Source organism: Methylomonas paludis, assembly GCF_018734325.1.
In the GTDB taxonomy this organism is placed as follows: Bacteria; Pseudomonadota; Gammaproteobacteria; order Methylococcales; family Methylomonadaceae; genus Methylomonas; species Methylomonas paludis.
In genome coordinates this window covers 1,742,033-1,756,728 of sequence record NZ_CP073754.1, presented here as the reverse complement: position 1 = coordinate 1,756,728, position 14,696 = coordinate 1,742,033, and the positions used below count along the sequence as shown (strand labels likewise).

Annotated in this window: 10 protein-coding genes; 5 read left to right on the top strand and 5 right to left on the bottom strand. The window is 47.7% G+C overall.

Going from position 1 to position 14,696, the window contains the following annotated elements:
* Positions 1 to 6: 6 nt before the first annotated feature.
* Positions 7 to 1,599 carry an ABC-F family ATPase gene (locus tag KEF85_RS07975; RefSeq protein WP_215584787.1) on the bottom strand — a complete coding sequence of 531 codons (1,593 nt, stop codon included), beginning with the start codon at positions 1,597 to 1,599 and terminating at the stop codon, positions 7 to 9.
* Between the two features lie 359 nt (positions 1,600 to 1,958).
* On the opposite strand from KEF85_RS07975, the gene KEF85_RS07970 reads away from it, so the two are divergent.
* The 5 genes from KEF85_RS07970 (at position 1,959) to KEF85_RS07950 (ending at position 9,972) form a co-directional block, all read left to right on the top strand.
* A complete protein-coding gene (locus KEF85_RS07970) occupies positions 1,959 to 2,900 on the top strand; it encodes a DnaJ C-terminal domain-containing protein (protein ID WP_215584784.1) in 942 nt (313 codons plus the stop codon).
* A 1-nt stretch (position 2,901) separates the two neighbouring features.
* Positions 2,902 to 3,210: a chaperone modulator CbpM gene (locus KEF85_RS07965; protein WP_215584782.1), complete on the top strand. Its 309-nt coding sequence runs from the start codon at positions 2,902 to 2,904 to the stop codon at positions 3,208 to 3,210.
* Positions 3,211 to 3,741: 531 nt separating this feature from the next.
* Positions 3,742 to 6,939, top strand: coding sequence for a caspase family protein (locus KEF85_RS07960; protein ID WP_215584780.1), 3,198 nt, complete (start codon positions 3,742 to 3,744; stop codon positions 6,937 to 6,939).
* Positions 6,932 to 8,860 (top strand): caspase family protein, encoded by a 1,929-nt coding sequence (locus KEF85_RS07955; RefSeq protein WP_215584778.1) that lies wholly within the window; start codon positions 6,932 to 6,934, stop codon positions 8,858 to 8,860. The genes KEF85_RS07960 and KEF85_RS07955 overlap by 8 nt, the downstream gene beginning before the upstream one ends.
* 17 nt (positions 8,861 to 8,877) lie before the next feature.
* Positions 8,878 to 9,972: a hypothetical protein gene (locus KEF85_RS07950; RefSeq protein ID WP_215584776.1), complete on the top strand. Its 1,095-nt coding sequence runs from the start codon at positions 8,878 to 8,880 to the stop codon at positions 9,970 to 9,972.
* 53 nt (positions 9,973 to 10,025) lie between these two features.
* Here the strand turns inward: KEF85_RS07950 and KEF85_RS07945 are convergent, their stop codons facing one another.
* The 4 genes from KEF85_RS07945 to KEF85_RS07930 all read right to left on the bottom strand — a co-directional run bounded on the left by KEF85_RS07945 (position 10,026) and on the right by KEF85_RS07930 (position 14,499).
* Complete coding sequence (locus tag KEF85_RS07945) at positions 10,026 to 10,769, bottom strand: ABC transporter ATP-binding protein (protein WP_215584774.1); 744 nt, start codon at positions 10,767 to 10,769, stop codon at positions 10,026 to 10,028.
* Positions 10,770 to 10,825: 56 nt separating this feature from the next.
* Positions 10,826 to 12,163 (bottom strand): ABC transporter substrate-binding protein, encoded by a 1,338-nt coding sequence (locus tag KEF85_RS07940; protein ID WP_215584772.1) that lies wholly within the window; start codon positions 12,161 to 12,163, stop codon positions 10,826 to 10,828.
* 374 nt (positions 12,164 to 12,537) lie between these two features.
* Positions 12,538 to 13,605, bottom strand: a complete 1,068-nt coding sequence (locus KEF85_RS07935) for a branched-chain amino acid ABC transporter permease (protein WP_215584770.1) — start codon at positions 13,603 to 13,605, stop codon at positions 12,538 to 12,540.
* 12 nt (positions 13,606 to 13,617) lie between these two features.
* Positions 13,618 to 14,499, bottom strand: coding sequence for a branched-chain amino acid ABC transporter permease (locus KEF85_RS07930; RefSeq protein ID WP_215584768.1), 882 nt, complete (start codon positions 14,497 to 14,499; stop codon positions 13,618 to 13,620).
* Positions 14,500 to 14,696: the final 197 nt, after the last annotated feature.

Sequence of the window (14,696 nt, the reverse complement as noted above, 5' to 3'; positions counted from 1 at the left end):
ATAAGCTTAAACAATATCCTGACTTCGCAAATACTCTTCGTAATCGCCCTGGTAATCAACAACACCCTGTGGGGTTAATTCTATGATGCGGGTAGCCAGAGACGAGACGAACTCGCGGTCATGACTGACAAAAATCAGGGTGCCGGGGTAACTTTCCAGCGCAGTATTTAGCGATTCGATGGATTCCATATCCAGATGGTTGGTGGGTTCATCCAGGATCATGATGTTGGCTTTTTGCAGCATTAATTTGCCGAATAACATTCGGCCCTGTTCGCCGCCTGATAATACTTTGACGGATTTATGAATATCATCCTGAGAGAATAACAAGCGCCCCAATGTGCCGCGTATCATCTGATCATCATCGGACTCCTTGCGCCATTGCCCCATCCATTCTATCAGTGACAAGTCTTCCGCAAAACTTTCGGCGTGATCCTGGGCAAAATAGCCCAATTCCACGTTTTCCGACCATTTTACAATCCCGGCATCGGGGCTTAAATCGCCGGCCAGGGTTTTTAACAGCGTTGATTTACCAATGCCGTTGGGGCCGATCACGGCAACGCGCTCACCCACGCCTATCATCAAACTCAAATCTTTGAATAACGGGGCTTCACCATAGCCTTTGCTGACTTCCTCTACTTCCAGAACCACACGATACAGCTTTTTGGTTTGATCAAACCGAATAAAGGGATTAACCCGGCTGGATGGTTTGACTTCATCCAGTTTGATTTTGTCTATCTGCTTGGCCCGTGAAGTGGCCTGCTTGGCTTTTGAGGCATTGGCAGAAAAACGGCTGACGAAGGTTTGTAACTCGGCGATCTTGGCTTTTTTCTTGCTGTTACTGGCTAACAAACTATCCCGGACGCTGGTAACGGCGATCATGTAATCATCATAATTGCCGGGGTAAACCCGCAACTCACCGTAATCCAGATCAGCCATATCGGTGCAGACGCTGTTAAGAAAGTGGCGGTCATGGGAAATTATCACCATGGTGGATTCGCGTTCGTTAAGTATGTTTTCCACCCAGCGGATGGTGTTGATATCCAGGTTGTTGGTGGGCTCGTCCAGCAGCATGATGTCGGGATCGGCAAACAATACCTGGGCCAGCAGTACCCTTAGTTTCCAGCCTGGTGCCACGGCAGACATGAGGCCGTCGTGTTGTTCCAGGGGAATATCCAGACCCAGCAATAACTCACCGGCGCGTGATTCAGCCGTGTAGCCATCCATTTCGGCAAATTCTACTTCCAGTTCGGCTACACGCATCCCCTCTTCTTCGGACATTTCCGGTAAGGCATAAATGCGGTCACGCTCCTGTTTGACCTCCCATAGTTCCTTGTGACCCATGATGACGGTATCCAGTACCCGGTATTCTTCGTAAGCAAATTGATCCTGCCGCAACACGCCGATGCGTTCGTTGGGAGTAATGCTGACGTTGCCGGCGGAAGGCTCCAAATCACCGCTGAGGATTTTCATAAAGGTAGATTTGCCGCAGCCATTGGCCCCGATCAAGCCAAAACGATTGCCGTTACCAAATTTGACTGAAATGTTTTCAAACAGGGGCTTTGCCCCGAACTGCATGGTGATATTAGCTGTTGAGATCACGAAATTTCCGATAGATTGTATGGAAGTACCCTTTATAAGGGTAAACCGACATTTTAACAGAGTTGATGCGCCTGCCCTTTCATAAAGCATGTTTATATTTAAGGCATAGATAAATCATGGTTTGATCTGATTGCCAAATGTGCGATAGCGTACAGATTGCTAGGATAGCGGTGATTAAACTACAGGATTAGCGAAGCATGCCGAACTGGGAAGCTATTTTGCTTCGGCAAAAAACGCCAGATCTTGTAACCTTATGTTTAATCGTCAAAATTCATGTCAATCTAGTGCCTCGTTTTCCGGTAACTACATTGAAACTTTGCTGAATAATATTCCAATTTCCATAAACCGGGAGCTATTGCGTGCAATACAAGGATTATTATCAAATCTTGGGTGTAGACCGCACGGCGGTGCAGGCTGACATTAAAAAGGCGTTTCGCAAACTAGCGCGCAAATATCACCCGGATGTTTCCAAAGAAGCCGATGCCGAAGCCCGAATGAAAGAGCTTAACGAGGCTTATGCCGTGCTGTCGGACGTGGAAAAACGCGCTGCGTACGACCAGCTGGGCCAGGGTTATCGTCCCGGCGAAGAATTTAAGCCGCCGCCTAATTGGGATGCCGGTTTTGAATATTCCGGTGCTGATGGCATGAATTTCAGTGATTTATTCAGCGATTTGTTTGGCCGTATGGGCTCAGGCGGCAGTCACGCCGGTGCTGGCCATGGTCATCACTTTAATCAGCGCGGTGAAGATCATCATGCCAAAATTCTGCTGGAGCTGGAAGATGCGTTTAATGGTGCAACCCGGCAAATATCGCTGCGGGTGCCGAAGGTTGATGCTCAAGGCAGAGTGGGTCTAGCCAATCATACTTTAAGTGTAAAAATCCCCCAAGGTGTTTACGAAGGCCAGATCATGCGTCTGGCCGGCCAAGGTGCTCCGGGTACGGGTAACGGTGCAGCGGGAGATTTATTGCTGGAATTGCATTTTAATCCCCACCCCCGATTTCGGGTGGACGGCAGCAATCTATATCTGAAATTGCCGGTTACACCTTGGGAAGCGGCTTTAGGCTCTCAGATCAGTGTGGATGTATTTGGTAAGGAGCTCAGGGTGCGCATCCCGGAAGGCACCCAAAGCGGTCAGCAGTTGCGGGTACGCGGCAAAGGTATTCCCAGTAAAACGCCGGGTGATTTATTGCTGGAAATTCAGGTGGTGTTACCGGCAGCCAGCACGGAGTTAGCCCGTAAGCTGTATGAAACCATGGCCCAGGAATTGGCGTTTAATCCTCGCAGCGACACCCGGAGTTGATATGCAACATTCAGAACAGTTAATAGAACCTGATATTGGCGAAGCCGAGCTGAGTCTGGCCGAATTAGCCGTAAGTTGTGCGGTGCATCCGGACTGGCTGATTCAGCATGTTCAGGAAGGCCTGCTGGAGCCTTTAAACCCGGAGCAAAGCCAGTGGCGATTTTCATATCGCAACCGCATCAGGGTGCAACGGATTTTGGTGCTGGAGCGGGATTTTGATGCGGTGCCGGAACTGGCGGCACTGGTAGCGGATATGCAGGAAGAAATAGCCGAGCTGAAACGCCGCTTGTACCGGGCCGGGATTGAGTGAAGGTTCGAGGGTATTGAGCCGAGACCAACTGGCGCTGCTTTGCTGCATCAAGGGGTGGGTATGCTGAACGGGAATGGTCGCGAAGGCCGCGCCTGGGTATCCGGCAAGCCAAAACCCTCGATTCCGCGTTGCTGCATCGAGGCTATGGTTTTTTTTAATCACCAGGATACGAGGCCAGCAACTCACCTGATTGCTGATTTGGCCGTTTTCCAGCACAGTCGGCATATTGATAAAACGGTGTTTATTTTATCCTGTCTACTAGCGCCAATCATTCCCTTTGATGGCGGTAAATATCTCCATGAGTCTAGCATAATACTCTTAGCCACAGTGTTTATCAGTTAAACAAAAATCAGAAAATTATTCTTGATATCCAATTTTCAAAGTTTACTTATTAGTATCCTGGGGGCTAGAAACGAATACGAAAATTATTTACTTGTGTTTTAAATAGTAATTTTTTAAGATGCTTAGGCAATGCTCCAGGGAACAGCTTTAGCATACCTACTTAATGCATTTAAATAATTGGAATCGTATATGCGTATTTATTTCGTATTGCTGATTGTTTTCGCCAGTGTAACAAATGCGGATAATTATCCAGAAAAGCCATTGTTACGTATTGAAGTTGGTCAACATACGGCTATGATTAATCGTATGGCTGCTGATAAAGCGGGTAAATTACTGGCAACAGTTTCGGACGATAAAACCCTCCGGCTTTGGAATTTGCCTGAAGGCACGCATTACACCACCCTGCGAGTACCTATCGATGAACAGCTTAAGGGTGCTTTGTATGCGGTAGCAGTTTCGCCTGACGGCAAGACTGTAATCACTGCGGGTGCAACTGGCGATGCAGAGCAATTATTTTCTATCTATGTTTTCGATACTGCTGAAAGGCTATTAAAAGCCCGAATTTCAGGGCAGCCTAGCGCAATTTATCATTTAAGTTATAGTCCCGATGGCAAATATTTCGCCGCAGCCTTTGCCGGTGGTTATGGTGTTAGAATTTGGGACAGCCAAACGGGCAAATTGGTAGGGCAGGATCAAGATTATGATGACCGGGTCAATTGGCTGGATTTTGACCAAAACGGACACATGGTTAGTGCTTCCTACGATGGATTTATTCGCGTTTATGGTAGCGATTTTAAACTAATCAAGAAAATCGCTCCTCACGCCGGGTTGAAACCGGCTTCCGTTTCGTATTCGGCTGATGGCCAAAAATTGGCGGTGGGTTATGCCAATGCATTGCGGGTGGATATATTAGACACCCAACTTAATCTAACTGGATCATTGGTGCTGGATAACGCCTTGGCTAGCACGCATGCCAATGCTTCAATTGTGGCATGGGACAAAACTGTTGCAAATGGCTTGTATGCCGGCGGTAATTTGCAAAATATAGATGGTTATTACATTATTCGTCATTGGTCGGATGCCGGTAAAAACGAATACAACGATATTAAAGCTGGAAGCAATACCGTAACCGATATTATTAGCCTTGCACAAGTCACAGAAGATAGTCCCAAAGCTTTTTACAGCTCCGCAGAGCCGGCATGGGCAGCGATTGATCAGGACAATGAACTCTATAAACACCAAGCGCAATTGTGGGATGCCCGGGCGGTTGAGTTGCCTGGGAAGATTTTTGCAGTTTCTGGGAATGGGTTGACGATAGCCTACAGTGCAGATGCAACTTCAGATAAGGTATTCAGTTTTGATGTTAATACTCTGGAGTTTCACGATGATACTTCTGCCGATGTTTTGGCTCAGTTAAGTTCACCATCCACTGAAGCAGGCTCACTCAAGGTCAAAGATTGGCGGCGGGGTTTGCCTTTAATTAATGGTGTGACACCAGAGTTCGAACGTTATGAGCTGGCCTATGCGGCGGCAGTTTCCAGTACGGGTGACCATGCCTTGCTGGGTACTAATTATAATTTACGCGTATATGCTGCCGATGGCAGGCAAATTAAAAAAATATACACTCCGGCGGCCGTCTACGCAGTAAACATAGCCGGGAATGGTAAATTAGCGTTAGCGGCACTTGGGGATGGCACCATCCGATGGTACAGCTTGGAAAATAATGAGGAATTACGGGAGTTGGCGACGCTGTTTCCCTATAACGAGGGCAAAGATTGGATTATCTGGACCGAGGAAGGTTTTTTTGGTAATTCTGACGGGGGTGGAGAAAAGCTGGCCGGTTATCATTTAAATAAGGGCGAAGATAAGCGACCGGAGTGGATAGAGTTCTCACAGGTTTATCAATTATATTACTCCCCGGAACTGATAAAGTCGAAATTGCTGCGGCAGGAAGAGGGAATCAATCAGCGATTGCAAACAATTCAAAAAGCCGACGAGCGCTTCAACAACAAGGCAATTCCACTGATTAATCTGGCGAAATATTGCGTTCCTTCTGTACAAACCGAACCAACAGTGACCCTGAGTGAGTTGGGGTGGTTGGAGCGCTTCACATATTATTTAGAACTGTTCTTGCAATGGTGTCAGAATCTGTTTGGCCTATCTGCAACACCTTCCGCCACCCGCTCGCCTATAGTTGCCGAAAATCAAAGTAATCCGGATCCTGATCCTGCCTCATGCCAAGAAATAGCCGGTCAGGGGCAAACCCGAGGTTTCTTGCGCAAGGCATCGGTAAAATCCAGCACCTACCGAAATCAGTTAGCGGGATTGACGCATTTTATTGATTTGTATTTTCGGGTAAATCCAAGATCAGGAGGTTCTGGGGATATTGATATTTATGTCAATAACCAGATCCGCCACACTTTGAAGCCGTTGCCGGAAAATGTCGCTACTGCTGGTGGCAATTATTACAAACAGCGAGTTTACTTGCAGCCCGGTAATAATTCAATCAGCGTTCAAGCTTATGAACAATCCGGTGGAGCGGCGGCGGTATCCGGTTCAATTGAATTGATTAATCCGCCGGATGTGACGCCTCCTGCTGAAGCAGAAGGCGTTAAACCCAAGCTTGCTGTACTGGCGATCGGTATCGACCGCTATCGGGAACCCAATCAGCTTAAATTTGCAGTTAAAGATGCCAAGGATGTAGTAGCTGCGTTGCAGAAACGCAAAAGCACTGCGTATGGTGGATTTGTGCCGATTACACTTTTCGACGAGCAAGCCACCCTTAGTAATATTGAAGCTAGTTTCGATAAATTGGCCGCCCTTCTTCGGCCGGAAGACTCAGTTTTGATTTATTTTGCCGGTCACGGATTGAAATACGAAAACGATTTTTATTTTATTCCGGTCGATGTTAATGATGACAATTTAGCCGGGAGTGCAATTTCCCAGGCTGTGTTAAAACGGAATATTGCCAAATTGGAAAAAACCAATCGTGTATTCGTGTTTCTTGATAGTTGCCATTCTGGGGCAGTTACCCTGGATGGCATACAGCAAGACATAATCGGCTTCGATAAGATCAAACACCAGCTAGGGGATAATATTTTCATCCTGGCTGCCGCCGGAGAAGATCAGGAGGGGCAAGATCAATTCAAATCAGCCAATGGGCAAACGGATGACAATGGCCTGTTTGCTCATGTGGTGCTGGAAGGTCTCAATGGCCTAGCCCATCGCGCAGACGACAATGTGGTGGACAGTTTGAATCTGGGTAGTTTCGTTCAACGCCGGATCGATAAGGTCACGCAAAATCAAACTTTGTATAAACAAAAAGCCCGGTTTCAGTTGGTACAGGGCGGTGACATTTTAAATTTCGATATTACTCATTATGAATAGATTGCTTTTAGTAAGTAGCGGTTTATGGTGTCTTGGTGCTGTAGCCATGGCTCAGGCGGAAAATTTCGCACTAGTGGTGGGGGTCGATAAATACAAAGATTTCAACTCGCTGGATGGTGCGGTCAATGATGCCAAGGTGGTGGCTGAGGCATTGAAAAGCGCTGGAGTTAAGCACGTCATTACGCTCGTTAACGATCAGGCTAGTCGGAACAACATAAAAAACGCCTGGGACGAAATCTCCAAGCAGGCCAAAACCGGAGATTCGGTGTATTTAAGTTATGCCGGGCATGGTTCTCAGCTTCCTGAACGGATAAAAGGCTCGGAAACTGATGGTCTGGATGAGTTTTACGTTTTGGGCAAATTTGCTGAAAGCGGTAAAAATACCTTTGAACGTATAGTTGACGATGATTTATGGGAATGGTTTGGTAAAAGACCGGATTTGAATATCGTTCTGATTTCCGACTCCTGTCATTCCGGCACCATGACCCGAGCCTATCAAACTTCGAAATTAAAGCGCCGCCGAGTCACTATCAAGGGCATTCAGCAAGACGCCCTTCCCCTCCCCGCTAATCCTCAAATGGTAGACGAACAAAAAAACGTTTTGACGCACGTGATATCAATTTCTGGTGTGCACGACAATGAGGAAGTGCCGGAAGTGAGAATTGAAAATACGCCGCATGGCGCATTAAGTTGGTTTTTCGCCAAGGGTATATTGGGAGAGGCTGATTTCAACCGGGACGGCGCGGTTAGTTTGAGCGAGCTAAAGCCGTATCTTAACGAAAAAGTCAAAATGCAAACCGAAGGGATACAACATCCTGAAATCAATTTCATAAATGACCGGGAATTGTTCAGAGTTTCGCCAAACAAGGCAATTTCTGGTTCAGGCGGTACAAGCCTCGGATTTGCGGTGGTAAATATCTCAGGCAATGATACTGCCGTAAACTTCGTACTAGCCAATCTAAAAAACGTGGCGACCACAGACAAGCAAAATGCCGATTTGTTTTGGGATGTAGACAAACACCGGCTTGTCGACAAAAACAACAATATTGTGGCCGCGTTTGCCGGATCTGGGGAAACAACAACGCGCGGGTATAAGCGCCTAAACGAAGCTGATGCAGCGTTAGGCGAGTTATTAACTGGTATTCAGACAGCTGTAGACGGCTATCGGAATAAGCAATCCAATGTGACAAAAACCATGCGAGACATTGGCCAAGGTGCTCTGGCACTGGGAATCAAGGCGGACAGCAATCAACTCGAATTTGCCAATTCTGTACTCAAGCAACTGTCCGGTTATAAAGTAGCCGATAAAGTTAAAGCTTCTTTGGAATGGGATGTGGGAAACAACCTAATCCGTAATGAGTTTAGTGATGTGGTGTACCATTTTAGCAAAGATGACGGCCAAACTCGTGGTATTGCCAGAATCGGCAAGGATGATTCTTTACCACTGGTAAAGAATCTGCAAGGCGTGATTAACAAATATCGACTCGTTGAGAGTTTTAAATGTATCAATGACGGGAGTTTGGCTGTGCGACTGCTACCTGACGACAAATTGCATAAAAAGGGCGATAAGCTGGCAATTCAAGTCGAGCAAATACGTAATCCATTTTTAACTGTATTCAACCTTGCGGTTGACGGGACTTTAAACTTCCTTTATCCAGTATTGCAGACTGATATTCTGCAAATCCCGCTCGACAGGCCCTACAAAATAGACGACCTGGAAGTAACCGAACCGTTTGGCGGTGATCATTTTGTGGTCATACTGAGCGACCATCCCCTACTAGGCTTGCATAAGACCCTGAAATCAATTCAGGATGCCGGCGCTCCCGCTACTGATGCCTTGAAACAAGTTATTCTGGAAGAGCTGTCTTCCGGTGGTTATCAGTTGGGAATACTCCCTAGTTTTACCGCAAATGTAAATTGAGCATCGAGGATTGATCTATGAAATTGAGAAGGTTATGTTTGTCCATATCAATCGCATTAGCCCTGGGAGGTTGCGCCGGTGCTATGAAGCAAAACCGAATAGGCAATAACGATGGCAGCGATCCCTGCTATCTTAGTCTGGACAGATTGGACAACATCGCCATTTATTATAAAGATCAACGTATGAACGAAATTGCTGCAGGGGTGATTCTGGGGGCGGCAACGGGAGCAGGGGCGGCTGCTTTGGCAGGTGGTAATAGTACCGCTGTGTTGATTTCCTCTTTTGTCGGCGGTATCTCCGGTGGGTTCGTTGCCGATGCCTATTGGAAAAATAAGATGCAGACTTTGTATAATCAGTTAGATTCAGCCCAAGCATCGATTGAAAGAGATATACAGTCCGATATTCAAAATATTAGCCAGATTGATCAGGAAATCAGTACCCTGGTGCGTTGTCGTACCGAAACCCGCGACCAAATCAAGCATCAATTTGCCTCTGGGGCAATAAATGAGGCTGAGGCGCAAAAACGCTGGAAGGCTTGGGGAGATCAACTTCAAAAAGATCGGCAGGAAATGCAGTATTTAAGCGATGCCTTGAATAACATCAAAAAAATTGAGCAGTCGTACAGTTTTGCTGCAAATGCCATTGAAAATACTTCCTATATCACAGAAGAAATGCAGAACAGATGGAAGGCCGAGCTTGAAGCAAAAAAAGCCGCAGAATTGGCGGCCGCAGAAGCAGAACTTAATAATAAATTGCTAGAAAAAAAGTTGACCAAAAAAGCCAAGACTGCTTTGCATGATAATCATAAGCAAAAAGTGACGGAGATTTCCGAGAGCTATAAAGCAAAAGAGAATAACGTGAAAAATAAAATTAATCCAAACGGTAATCCTCTTAAGCCACTTGTATCTACCATGCAGGAGAAACAGGAATCGGTGCAGAAAAATACGGCTAAGTTCGCAAATCTAGAGCAGGAATCGAAAAATAATCGCGGATTTGAGCAGATTAACAGCTTATTGCCACATAACATGGACTGGCTGGCTAACGGCATGGATAAATCTCTAATTAGAGAACGCCAATACATGTGTCAAACTAGGTTTGCAAATATGTATTAATCTAGCCCACAGCCTTGATTCCGCGTTGCTGCATCGAGGCTATGGTTTTATTTTTAACCACCCAGATACGAGGCCAGCAACTCAGCTGACTGGTTAATGGTTTGGGCATCGCCCTGATTGTTGATTTGGCCGTTTTCCAGTACATAAGCATAATCGGCGTAGCGCAGCGCCACCGTGGCATTTTGTTCGGCCACCAGAAAACTCACGCCGTTATCCTGTCTAAGCTGGTTAACAATCGCAAATATCTCCTCGACAATTTGCGGTGCCAGACCCATTGAGGGCTCATCCAGCAACACCAGTTTGGGCCGGCTCATCAGCGCCCGGCCTATGGCCACCATTTGCTGTTCGCCGCCGGAAGTATAACCGGCCAGACTTTTGCGCAATAGTTTAAGTCTGGGAAAATAATGATAAATTAGTTCCAGTTGCTGACTTAGTTGCTCTCTGGAGGGTTTATGGATAAAACTGCCGGTCAGCAGATTTTCTTCCACTGTCAAATGGGCAAAGCAATGCCGGCCTTCCAGCACTTGTACCAGGCCCTGCTTCACCAAATCACCGGGACTGGTATCAGTGACATCCCTGCCCTGATAGGCAATGCGTCCGGCGACAATTTCGCCGCGCTGGGCATTGGCCAGACCGGAGATGGCTTTCAGTGTGGTGCTTTTGCCGGCACCGTTGGCGCCCAGTAATGCCACAATACTGTGTTGACTTACCGTCAGGGAAATATGCCGGACCGCCAGGATGACTTTTTCATAAATCACTTCAATATTGTCCAGCTGTAAAATTGGGCTGATCGACATAGTGCCTCCAATAGTGATGGTTGCCGGCGCAGCCCAGCGCTGCGCCGGCAGACTAATTAAGACTCTTTAGCACAGTCACGCGGCGTAATGCCTTTTTCAGCCGCGTATTTATGCGAAGATTCTTCGATGATAGGCCGCAGCAGTTCGCGGTCTGCCAAAATCCAGTCGGAAATGACATTCCATTTACTGCCATCCCATTGTTGAAAGCGCACCGCACCGCCGCCTTCATGATCAGAACAGGACAGTTTCAGCGGCTGTACCAGACCCAAGGCGCCCAGCTCTTCCAGACGATTTTGATCCAGCTTGATATTCTCAAAGCCCCAGCGGACTTCCTCACCAGTCAGCGGCCGGTTGCCGAATTTTTGTTGCGCCACTTTCACGGCTTCGACATTTAGGATACCGTTAACCACGCCCAGGTTGTAATAAACAGTGCCAAAGCGTTTGGGATCGGCCAGATTGCCTTTGCCGGGCTGAATTACGTATTTATCAATATCCTGCAATACCGGGAAAGCGGTACCGGAAGGATGGGTGGTAATAGAGATAAAGCCTTTAGCCGCATTACCGGCCGGCGCGGCGTCATCTTCGGAGTTACTCCAGATATTGCCGATAATATGATCAACCGGGAAGCCGGTTTTTTGCGCGGTTTTCAAAGCCACCGGATTCATTACCCCCCAGCCACGCAGGATTACCCAGTCCGGTTTAATGCGGCGGATATTTAACCATTGTGACTGCTGCTCATTGCCGGGATGCGGCACTTCCAGCAAAGTCAGTTCAAAGCCGTATTTTTTGGCCAGCAATTCCAGAATCGGGCTGGTTTCCTTGCCATAAGGCGAACCATGATACAGGGTGACGATTTTTTGGCCTTTCAGCTTGTCTAACCCACCGGCCTGAACGCCAATATAATTGATAATGGCCGATACTTCGCTGTAAGGGTTTAATTGCAGCGGGAAAATATAAGGAAACACGCTGCCATCGGTGGAATCGGTACGACCGTGGTTGATGGTAATCAGCGGCAGCTTGTCAGCGGTGGAACGATCCAGTGTGGCATAGGCAATTCCCACCGATAAGGGGTTGGTGGCCGCAGCCGGTGCGCCGTTTAAGCCTTGTTTCAGACGCTCATAGCATTCCACGCCTTTTTCCACCACATATTCGGTTTCGCATTCGCTCCAGGTCAGTTTTACCCCGTTAACCCCGCCATCTTTGGCATTGATGTATTGCAGATAATCGATAAAACCACCAAAAAAGCCGGTACCACCAGCCGCATAAGGGCCTATCCGGTAGCTTTGCAAGGGAAAGTATTGTTCGGAGTCGGCTTGGGCACTATTGGCAGAGATGGCAACACCCAGGCTCATCGCCAGCATCACGCCGGCGTATTTGTTTAAAATTCCTTTCATATTGAATACCTATTGATTGATAAAATTACAGTTAAAATTTTGTTGAGAGAAGTTTGTTAGCTATCCATGGGCAATACTCCTGACAGTGTGGCTGTCCAAAAACCAAGCATGAGATTTTTAAAAAATGGGTTGGGCTGCGCATCCTTCGATTTCACGATGTTTCATCGAGGCTTCCAAAAAACCTAATGTAGCCTCGATGTAGCAACGCGGAATCGAGGTGTCGGCTTACCAGATTATCTAAACGCTGCGTTCATCATCCTTTGTCCTGTTTGCAACGGTTTTTCGCTGCCCAAGGCTATGCTGTGTATCCCTCGATTCCACTGTATTTCATCGAGGCACGCCCCCCAAAAGCTGACGTCAGGTTTGGCGTACTGTTAGTAACGCAACGGCCATACCCGTAACCGCTGTTTAAAGGTCTGCCAAATCTGTGCCAGGCCATTGGGTTCTTTAATCAGAAAAAAGATGATCAGCGCCCCAAATATGATCTTCTGCAGGTTTTCCAGTTGCCCGGCATCGATCACTCCGGATAACAAGCCGGCGGATACCTGTGACAGCAGAATCGGAAAAAACACGATGAAGGCTGCCCCCAGAAAATTGCCCAGAATACTGCCCATACCACCGATGATAATGATGAATAAAATCTGAAAAGATCGCGTTAAATCAAAACCATGCGGTTCAACCGTACCCAGATAGGTAAAGGCCCATAGCGAACCGGCAATGCCTAAATAAAACGAACTGATGGCAAACGCCAGCAACTTGGTTTTGGGGATGGCGATGCCTATCACCGCTGCTGCAGTATCCATATCCCGCACAGCCATCCAGTTTCTGCCTAGTTCACTGCGCACGATGCTGTTAGCCAGAATGCCCAGACCGGTAACAATACTCAGCGTCAACAAATACCGACCTGCCGGGGCGCTGAAATCCTGACCAAACAACAGTAGCGGTGGCGCGGTAATGACGCCCGACGAGCTGTTATTGGAAAACCAGGCAAAATTGGTCAATATCCATTGCACCAGAAACTGTGCGGCCAGTGTCGACACCAGGATGTAAAAACCTTTGATCCGCAAACTGGGCAAACCAAAAATGATACCGGTCAGCCCTGCCACCAAACCGCCCAGCAGCAGACTGATCAAAAACGGCAAGCCAGGCACACGCAAATTAAAGTTATAGGCGGCAAATGCCCCCACCGCCATAAACGCGGCAGAACCCAGCGATAATTGCCCGGCGTAACCGGTGAGCAAATTCAGGCCGATACCGGCTAAAGACAATACCAGAAACGGTATCAAAACCGCACTGAACCAGTAGTCATTCCCCCAAAATGGCACTAACAGAAAAGCTGAGGCTAACAGTAAATAAAACCCTAATCGTTCCTGATACAAACGAAAGCTGCGCCGGTCATCCTGATAACGGGTATTAAACTGTCCTGACTCTGAATACAACATGATAATGTCCTGTTAAACACGTTCGATGGCGCGTTCGCCAAAAATCCCGGCGGGCCTGACCAGCAGGAACAGCATGGCCAGCACATAAGGAAACCAGTTTTCGATACCGCCGCCGATATACGGCCCGATAAACACCTCGGCCAGTTTTTCGGAGGCGCCGATAATCAAACCACCGACGATGGAACCGCCGATTGAAGTAAAGCCGCCGATAATCAGCACCGGCAAGGCTTTTAGTACAATCAGTGCCAGAGAAAACTGCACACCTAGTCGTGCGCCCCACAGTAAACCTGCCACCAGCCCGACAAACCCGGCTACCGACCAAACGATTAACCAGAGTCTTTCCAGATTTATACCCACCGCCAGCGCGGCCAGCTGATCATCGGCTACGGCGCGTAAGGCGATCCCGGTGCGGGTTTTGTTAAACAGAATAGACAGTACAATCACCAATGTGCCGGCCACCGCCGAAGCAAACAAATCAAATTGCGAGAGCAGCAAACCCAAAAATTCGAAAGGTTCGTCATTAATTCCCAAATCCAGACCATGTACCTGCGCGCCCCACAGTAATTGCGCCAGTCCTTCGATGATGTAACTCAATCCCAGAGTCGCCATGAATAGGGTAATAGCCGAGCGGTTCACCAGTTTGCGTAACACAAAGCGCTCTATGGCCCAGGCCAGTAACACCATAGACAACAGAGTTACGGCAAATGCCAGCCAAAATGCCACACCGCGCTCCAGCAGACTGACAAAAGTCAGCGCCGAAAACAGCACCATGGAACCTTGAGCAAAATTAAACACCCCGGACGCTTTGTATATCAGCACAAAGCCGATAGCCACCAGCGAGTACATCACCCCGGCCAGCAGGCCGCCCAGTAACACTTCAAAGAAAAAATTCATTGCCTTACTACTCCATCAGTTAATATCGGTCAGGTAGGCGTGTATCAATAAAACAGCATAAAAACAGCGTAGGGTGGGTTAGCTCGATAGAGCGTAACCCACCGTCCAATGCCAAATACTCAGCGAAACCCAAATGCTTGGCATCCATCGCGAACGATGCACCTCCTGACGTTGGCACATCCTATAAATTCAAACCA